Genomic DNA, 8,243 nt, shown 5'->3' on the forward strand with positions numbered 1-8,243 from the left:
GGCTGTAGGTGAGGGGTCAGACCCGGCGAGTGTGCCCTCCTCCTCCAAAGCTCGCGCCAGGAGTTGTTTTTTTTTCAAGCAGAAGACGGCATACGAAGCCAAGAAACCAGCCTTCTGTGCCTCGAAAGCAGAGGAGAAGTTGCGCGCCGAGGCGATGAAATCAAAGGCCTTCTGGTGGTAGTCTTCAACGCCGGACGCCTTGAGGCGCTCCAGCGAGGAGATGGTGCCGGTCCAGCCGGGGTAGAGGCCCACGGTGCGCTCCGGGAAGCCGAGGCGAGTATCGGCGTGGGCCACGATGCGGTCGCAGGCCAGAGCGGTTTCGAAGCCGCCGCCCAAGGCTACGCCGCGCACAGCCGCCACCACGGGGACCGGGGCGAACTTGAGCGCACGCAGGGTCTTGGAACCATCCGCAATCAATGATTCGACGCGCGAAGCAGAACCCGATTCACCCGCAGCCGCAATGGAAGAAAGGTCCGCTCCCGCGCTGAAGACCGGCTTGTCGTTGCCGATGACCAGCGCGACGAGATTCGCCGAGGACACAGCGTCGAGGGCGGCGCGGATAACTTCAAGGGCAGGGGTAGGCAAGGAATTCATCGGCGTATGCAGGTCGATGATGCCGATGCGCCCAGCCGACGTGGACACCGCGTGGACCGCGCCCGCCTCCAGAGACACGATGGTCTCAGTATCAAGAGAAGACAGCGTTACGACACCCTCGCGCGGCGCGAGCTCCTGGCGCGAACCGGTCGAGGAGAGTACGGAGCCCTCGCCATAAAAGCCACCCGCCTGAGCAGCGGCGGAGACCAAGGAAGGAACCTCGGAGCCGTAGGCGGAGGCGACCCAGTCGATACCGATGGCGTCGGCAAGCGCGAAGATGCCCTTCTTCCAACCGAAGCCCAAAGTGAGACCCTCGTCGATGAGGCCCACATGGTCCGCGACGGAGGGTGCTACCTCGCAGCAGTAGGCCAGCGTGTCGAGGAAGACCGCGCGGGCGAAGCGGCCGCCTGGGGAGGCGGTGTCCATGACCTCGCGGGGATCCTTGAGGCCCATGACGGGATCGGACAACGTTGAGCGGGGCACATACGCGTAAGCAGCATTGATGACCTCGTTACGACCGCGGTAGAAGCCACCCTCACCGGTGCGGCCGGTCAGACCGCGAGAAACGAGACCTTCGATAAAGGAGTCATCGCCAAGCGGAACGTCAAGAAGTGGATCGCCTGCCGGCAGGGCAGTCTCCAAAGACGTCCAAATCGGTTTGACCAGCTGGAGACCGATGTAATCGAGCAGCCCGAAAATACCGGTGCGGGGGATGCCGAAGGCGCGGCCGAAGGCAGCGTCGGCAAGCTCGTAGCTCACGCCGAACTCGCGGGCGCGGGCCACGCCGGCGGCCATCCAGTAGCAGCCCACGCGGTTGGCAATGAAGCCCGGCGTATCGCGGCATTCGAGCGCAATCTTGCCCAGTGTCTGCTCGATGGTCGTGCGCAGAGCAGCCTCCGTCGGGCCAGACGCGATGAGCTCTACCAGGCGCATGACCTTCGGCGGGTTGAAGAAGTGAGTGATGGCGAACTTATCGCGGCGGGGCTCCGGCACGCCCTCGAGGAGCGAAGCCAGCGGCAGGGTAGAGGTGTTGGAGCTCAGGATGGCATCCGCGGACAGGTGTGGCTCAATGGCCTGGTAGAGCGAATGCTTGGCACCGAGGTCCTCGAAGATGGCCTCGATGATCCACTCGCGGTCCTCCAGCAGGGCGTAGTCATCGCTGGCGCGCACGCGCTCGGCAAACTCCGGCAGGTGGAAGCCCTTGCGCTTGAGCTGGATATCGACGCCGCGCTGGGCGCCCTCCACATTCTGGTCCAGCAGCACGACGTCCATGCCCGCGGACGCACACAGCGCCGCAATGCCAGAACCCATAGAACCTGCGCCGATGACGGCTACCTTGGTGATGCTCATTTACTTCGCTCCATTCTCAATAATCATGGCGATTCCCTGACCACCGCCGATGCACATGGTGACCAGGCCATAGCGCTTGCCTTCGCGGCGCAGCGCATAAGCCAGCTTGGTCAGGAGGATGATGCCCGTGGCGCCGACCGGGTGGCCGTGGGCAACGGCACCGCCGTAGACATTCGTCTTCGCCGGGTCGAAGCCCAGCTGGTCCTGCACGGCGATGGCCTGGGCGGCGAAGGCCTCGTTGGACTCGATGAGGTCGATATCCTCCAAGCTCAAACCGGCCTTCTCTAGCGCCTTCGGGACGGCGGCGATGGGGCCGATACCCATGCGCGTCGGGTCTACGCCCGCGATGGACCAGGACACAATTTTGGCCAGCGGGTTAAGGCCGCGCTTGGTCACCTCCTCCGCGGTGGCTAGCACGGCGGCCGCGGCACCATCGTTGATGCCGGAGGCGTTACCGGCTGTGACGGTGCCGTCCTTGACAAAGACCGGCTTGAGCTTTGCCAGCTTCTCGACGTTCGTCTCCCGCACCCCCTCATCAAAGTCGAACTCGCCGACCGGGACGATCTCCTCGGCATGCGCGCCTTCCGCGCGGGCCTTGGCGGCGCGCTCCTGGGACGCTGCGGCGAACTCGTCCTGGCGCTCACGGGAAATGTTGTTATCCGCAGCAACGTTTTCCGCGGTCACGCCCATGTGGCCGGTGCCGAAGGGGCACGACAGTGCGCCGGTGAGCCAGTCGTACAGCTTGCCGTCGCCCATGCGCTTGCCAAAGCGCGCGCCTTCGACGGAATACGGCGCGTTGCTCATCGATTCCACACCGACGGCAAGGGCCAAGGAGCCGTCGCCAGACTGCAGGAGCTGTGCTGCGCTGATGACGGCCTGGACGCCGGAGCCGCAGAGGCGGTTCACGCCCATCGCGGTGGAGGAGTCCGGCATGCCGACGTTCTTGGCAATGGCGCGTGAGAGGTAGAGGTCCTTCGGCACGACGGGCATGACGTTGGAGGCCACGGCGGTATCGAGGTCTGCACCAGTTAGCCCCGAACGGTCAATAGCTTCTTCGGCGGCCAGTGAACCGAGCTCGGTGAGGGAAAGGTGGGCGAGGCTTCCTCCAAATTTGCCAATGGGCAGGCGTGCAGCTCCTGCGAGGTAGATGTCCTGGGACATGGGTTCCTCCGTAGATTTAACGAATCATGATTAGTTAACTCGGTATCCTAGGTCACTTTTCTGCCGCGTGCAACGGAGCTTCACTGGACAGTGTGTGAGGGGCCGAAGATTTGCCGTGGGTGTAACGTGCGCCACCCCCGCGCTGTTTACAGATTGTTCAACAACCCCTATGCTTTCACCAACGTTTAATGCGACCTTCGTCACGAAAGGTGCCCAACAATGAGCTTGGAACCCACCAACCCCTCCGCTTCCCAGGAAGCCGCCCAGAACGCGCCGCAAGAAGCGCAGGCCCCCAAGGGCATCGGCGCCATGGCCGGCGCCATGTTCCTCATGGCCACCTCCGCCATCGGCCCGGGCTTCTTGACCCAAACCTCCGTCTTCACCGTGCAGATGGGCGCAGCCTTCGCCTTCGCCATTGCGCTGTCGATCATCGTCGACATCGCTATCCAGCTCAACGTGTGGCGCGTGCTTGCTATCTCCGGCATGCGTGCCAACGAGCTGGGTAATACCGTTCTGCCTGGTCTCGGATGGTTCCTCGCCATTCTCGTCTTCATCGGCGGTGTGGTCTTTAACATCGGTAACATCGCTGGCTCTGGCTTGGGTCTTAACGCCCTGCTGGGCATCGATGCCCGCATCGGCGGCCTTATCGCCTCCGCCATCGCCATCTTCATCTTCTTGTCCAAGCGAGCCGGCGTCGCGCTCGACCGCATCGTCGCCGCGCTGGGCGCCATCATGATTCTGCTCATGCTCTACGTGGCGATTGTTTCCCAGCCGCCGGTGGGTGAGGCGCTGAAGAACACCGTCATGCCAGAAAGCGTTGACTTCTTCGTCATCACCACCCTCATTGGTGGCACCGTGGGTGGCTACATCACCTTCGCCGGTGCGCACCGCCTCATTGACTCCGGACTGTCCGGCCCGGAAAACGTCAACGCGATTACCAAGACCTCTGTCCTCGGCATCATCGTCACCGGCATCATGCGCGTGCTGCTCTTCCTCGCGGTCCTCGGCGTTGTGTCGACCGGCGTTGCGCTCTCTGAAGACAACACGGCTGCCGATGCCTTCCGTCACGCAGCCGGCGAATTTGGTCTCCGCGCCTTCGGCGTCGTCCTCTTCGCTGCCGGCCTGTCCTCCGTTATCGGTGCCTCCTACACCTCGATCACCTTTGTGACCACCCAGAAGGTCAGCCCGCGCACCCGCAATTTCCTCACCGTAGGCTTCATCGTGGTCTGCGCTATTCTCTTCGGCATTCTTAATTCCGCGCCGCAGAAACTCCTCATCTTCGCTGGCGCCTTCAACGGCATCATCCTGCCCATCGCTTTCGCCATGGTCATGTGGGTCGCGTTCAAGCGCCAGGACCTTACCCACGGTGTCAAGCAGCCGATGTGGCTGCTTATCGCCGGCGTGCTAGCGCTCGCGTTGGAAATCTTCATTGGCGTTAAATCCATCTCGGGAATCGTTAACCTATGGGCATGATGCAGACTCCCGCAGAAGTGCGCGCCTTTGCCCGCGCACACGACATGACCACCACGGCGGGCCACGCCCGCGGCTTCATGCAAGCCAACCTCATTGCGCTGCCGCGCGAGTATGCCTTCGACTTCCTCCTCTTTGCGCAGCGGAATCCCAAGCCGTGCCCCATCGTCGGCGTGCTGGAGGCCGGGCAGTTCACCTCCGAGCTCATCCCGGGCGGAGACATACGCACCGACATCCCGGCCTACAACATCTACGAGGACGGCAAGCTCACGCAGACGCTTGGCGACGCTTCCCCGTTCTACTCCGACGACATCGTCTCCTTCCTCATTGGTTGTTCCTTCACCTTTGAGAATGCGCTTGTGGAAAACGGTATTTCCGTCGCTCACATCGACCAGGGCCGCAACGTGCCGATGTATCGCACGACGATTCCTTGCGCCCCGGCGGGAGTCTTTTCGGGGCCGATGGTGGTCTCCATGCGTCCCATTCCCGCGAACCAGGTTTCCGATGCCGTCCGCATTACCTCTCGCTACCCAGGCGTCCATGGCGCCCCGGTTCACGTGGGTGACCCAGCCGCCATCGGCATCGAGGACCTATCGCAGCCCGATTTCGGCGAAGCCGTCGACATTCCTGAGGGCACAATCCCGGTCTTCTGGGCGTGCGGCGTGACCCCGCAGGCCATCGTGATGAACTCGCGGCCCAGCCTGGCCATCACGCATGCCCCGGGCAAGATGTTGGTCACCGACATCCCGGACCGCGATTTCCTCATTCCCTGAGGCCCAGTTCGGTGGCGTTTTCCTCTAGCTCTCATGACGCCGATACATGGTTTCACTCATATGGTTCTGGTCAGAAGGTTTGTTTGGGGGCAAACAAACCTTCTTTGAGCGCATATATGGTTCACTTGGGGGTAAACGAACCTTTTGACCCGAACCATCTCACTAGAACCATGTGGGCCGAGCAGTTTCGCGCGGGTGGAACCGGCTTACAGGAGCGCAGGCGCAGCTGGAGGACTCGGAAACTAGAGGACTCGGAGAATCGAGTCCATCGCGCGCATCAAGTCCGCACGGCAGGCATCGGCGGCGGCCTCACGCTCGCCTTGCGCGATGAGGTGGGCCAAGTCGATGTTGGCCTGCACGTGGTTATCGTGAATCTGCGGGTAGCGCTCCAGCGTCAACAAGAAGGTCAGGCGCATCCGCGCGAGCAAATGCGACATTGAGCGATCCAGCGTAGGCGAACCCAACCCCGCGACGAGCTGCCGGTGAAAGCGCTGGTTGATGAGGGGGCGGGGAGCGTCGACAAGCACGGCGGATTCGGTCAGCCGCACCAACTCGCCCGGGTCCTCAAAGGCGGCGTAGCGCGCAGCGGCCGGCTCGATGGCGGCGCGCGCCAAATAAAGATCGCGCACGAAGTCGGCATCCGGGGTGGCAATGAAGACGCCCCTGTGCGGGATGCGCTCGACGATTCGCTCGGAAGCGAGCATAGCGAAGGACTCCCGCAGCGTGTTACGGGAGCATTCGAAGCGCTCGGCCGCGCGGACCTCGCTGAGCTGCTGTCCGGGCATGTATTCGCCCTCGGAGATGGCGGCGCGGAGCGCGGAGGCGACGGAATCTGCAAGCATGCGACTTACAGTAGCCCGCCGGCTAGGAAATCGTGGCGATCACCGCACCCGGTTCCAGCCTCGAGCCTTCCTTCGCCACACGGCTTAGCTTGCCCGAGGACGAGGCCTTGACCGCGGATTCCATCTTCATCGCCTCGATCGTGGCGATGGCCTGGCCTTCTTCGACGGTCTCGCCGTCTTCTACGTTCCATGCCACGAGGTTGGCCTCGTAGGGGCAGGTCACCTCGTTGCCGCTGCCGCTGGCCCCAGAGGCCGCGCTTGCCGACGTCCCCTTCACCGGCCCCTGCGACAACAGCTCCGCGGGGAAGCCCACGCTGACCAGCTTGCCGTCGATTTCCAGCGCAACGCGGGTGCGCTGCGCGTAGATGGCCTCGACAGGCACGGTAGTGCTCGTGGCTTCTGCGGAGGGGCGGTAGTTGTGGTCGAGCCAGTCGGTGTAGATGCCGGCTGCGGCATCGGCGTCGCCGTGGTCCACGAGGACCTGAGAGGAGACCATATCGCGGTGGAAGGGCAGGACGGTGCGAACACCCTCGATGTCGAATTCCTGGAGGGCCTGCTGCGCGCGCTTTAGGGCGATCTCGCGGGTCGGGCCCCAGACCAGCAGCTTGGCCACGAGCGAGTCGTAGTAGGGCGGGACGATGGAGCCGGAGCGCACGCCGGAATCCACGCGGATGCCAGGACCGGTCGGCGGCTCGAAGCGCACGATAGTGCCGGGGCACGGCGCGAAGCCGTTGAGGATGTCCTCGGCGTTGATGCGAAACTCGAAGGCGTGGCCGTCGGACCTAGGGTCCGACGCGTCTGAAGCGGATGCTTCAGACGGGGAATCGGAATCGGACGCGCCGGACGCGAAGGAGAGGGGTTCGCCGGAGGCGATGCGGAATTGCTCGGCAATGATGTCCACGCCCGTGACCATCTCGGTCACCGGGTGCTCCACCTGCACGCGGGTGTTGACCTCGAGGAAGGAGATCGTGCCATCCTCGGAGACGATGTACTCGACGGTACCGGCACCGGTGTAGCCCACCTTCGCGCAGATGGCGCGGGCACCTTCGTGGATGCCGGTGCGCTGTTCGTCGGAAAGCGCGGGCGCCGGGGCCTCCTCGATGAGTTTTTGGAAGCGGCGCTGCGTGGAGCAATCGCGGGTGCCCAGCACGGCGACGTTGCCGTGCGTATCGGCCAGAATCTGCGCCTCCACGTGGCGCGGGTGGGTCAGGAACTTCTCCACGTAGCATTCCGCGCGCCCGAAGGCCTCCTTGGCCTCGCGGCCGGCGGAGTTGAAGGCGGCTTCGATGTCCTCGAGGTTCTCCACCACCTTGAGGCCGCGTCCGCCGCCGCCGTAGGCAGCCTTAATCGCGATAGGCAGGCCGTGCTCCTCAGCGAAGGCGCGGGCCTCCTGCCAGTCATCGATGGGGTCGGAGGTACCCGGTGCCAGCGGGGCACCGACCTCCTCGGCCACGCGGCGCGCGGCAATCTTGTCACCGAGCAGCTCGATGGACTCCGGCGAGGGACCAATCCACGTCAGGCCGGCCTCTGCCACGGTGCGGGCGAAGTCGGCGTTCTCCGAAAGGAAGCCATAACCGGGGTGGATGGCGTCTGCGCCGGCGCGCACGGCGATATCGAGGAGCGCCGGGATGTTCATGTAGGTATCCGCCGCGGAGTTGCCGGGCAGGGCATAAGCTTCGTCAGCCACCTGGGTGTGCAGGGCGCCGGCATCGGCTTCGGAATAAATGGCGATGGAGCGGATGCCCAGGTCACGCGCGGTGCGGGCAATACGGACGGCGATCTCGCCGCGGTTAGCAATAAGGACTGCAGAGATCATGGGTGGGTGTTCCTTTACTAGTGTTTAAGCGAGTTCAAAGCGGACCGTCGCCCCCGGCGGGAGCTGTGCGGCAATATCAATATCTTCTTCAAGGACGGTGGCGATGACCGGGTAACCACCGGTCACGGCGTGATCGCGGAGGAAAATCACGGGCTCGCCGCTCGGCGGTACCTGGACCGATCCGGCGACCATGCCCTCCGAGGGCAGCTCGCCCTCGCGGGCGCGACCCAAAGACAC

General features: G+C 63.8%; 6 protein-coding genes and 1 pseudogene. 2 read left to right on the top strand and 5 right to left on the bottom strand.

Annotated features, from left to right (window positions below):
- A partial coding sequence (locus RDN59_RS10450; protein WP_308607782.1) for a 3-hydroxyacyl-CoA dehydrogenase/enoyl-CoA hydratase family protein occupies positions 1-1,944 on the bottom strand: 1,944 nt, incomplete at its 3' end.
- Entirely contained in the window at positions 1,945-3,105 is a 1,161-nt protein-coding gene (locus RDN59_RS10455) for an acetyl-CoA C-acyltransferase (RefSeq protein WP_308607783.1), read from the bottom strand.
- Between the two features lie 309 nt (positions 3,106-3,414).
- On the opposite strand from RDN59_RS10455, the gene RDN59_RS10460 reads away from it, so the two are divergent.
- Together RDN59_RS10460 and RDN59_RS10465 are read left to right on the top strand one after the other, a co-directional pair.
- Positions 3,415-4,578: a divalent metal cation transporter gene (locus tag RDN59_RS10460; protein ID WP_308607786.1), complete on the top strand. Its 1,164-nt coding sequence runs from the start codon at positions 3,415-3,417 to the stop codon at positions 4,576-4,578.
- Positions 4,569-5,348: a putative hydro-lyase gene (locus RDN59_RS10465; RefSeq protein WP_374044608.1), complete on the top strand. Its 780-nt coding sequence runs from the start codon at positions 4,569-4,571 to the stop codon at positions 5,346-5,348. Before RDN59_RS10460 ends, RDN59_RS10465 begins: the two co-directional genes overlap by 10 nt.
- Positions 5,349-5,590: 242 nt before the next feature.
- On the opposite strand, the gene RDN59_RS10470 is transcribed toward RDN59_RS10465, so the two are convergent.
- The 3 genes and pseudogenes from RDN59_RS10470 to RDN59_RS10480 all read right to left on the bottom strand — a co-directional run.
- The gene (locus tag RDN59_RS10470) at positions 5,591-6,190 is read right to left on the bottom strand and encodes a GntR family transcriptional regulator (RefSeq protein ID WP_308607784.1); all 600 of its coding nucleotides are present in this window, start codon (positions 6,188-6,190) and stop codon (positions 5,591-5,593) included.
- A 22-nt stretch (positions 6,191-6,212) separates the two neighbouring features.
- Entirely contained in the window at positions 6,213-8,006 is a 1,794-nt protein-coding gene (locus RDN59_RS10475) for a biotin carboxylase N-terminal domain-containing protein (RefSeq protein ID WP_308607785.1), read from the bottom strand.
- 24 nt (positions 8,007-8,030) lie between these two features.
- A pseudogene (locus RDN59_RS10480) lies at positions 8,031-8,243 on the bottom strand (allophanate hydrolase); the annotation flags it as partial.

Source organism: uncultured Corynebacterium sp. (assembly GCF_902489365.1).
In the GTDB taxonomy this organism is placed as follows: Bacteria; Actinomycetota; Actinomycetes; order Mycobacteriales; family Mycobacteriaceae; genus Corynebacterium.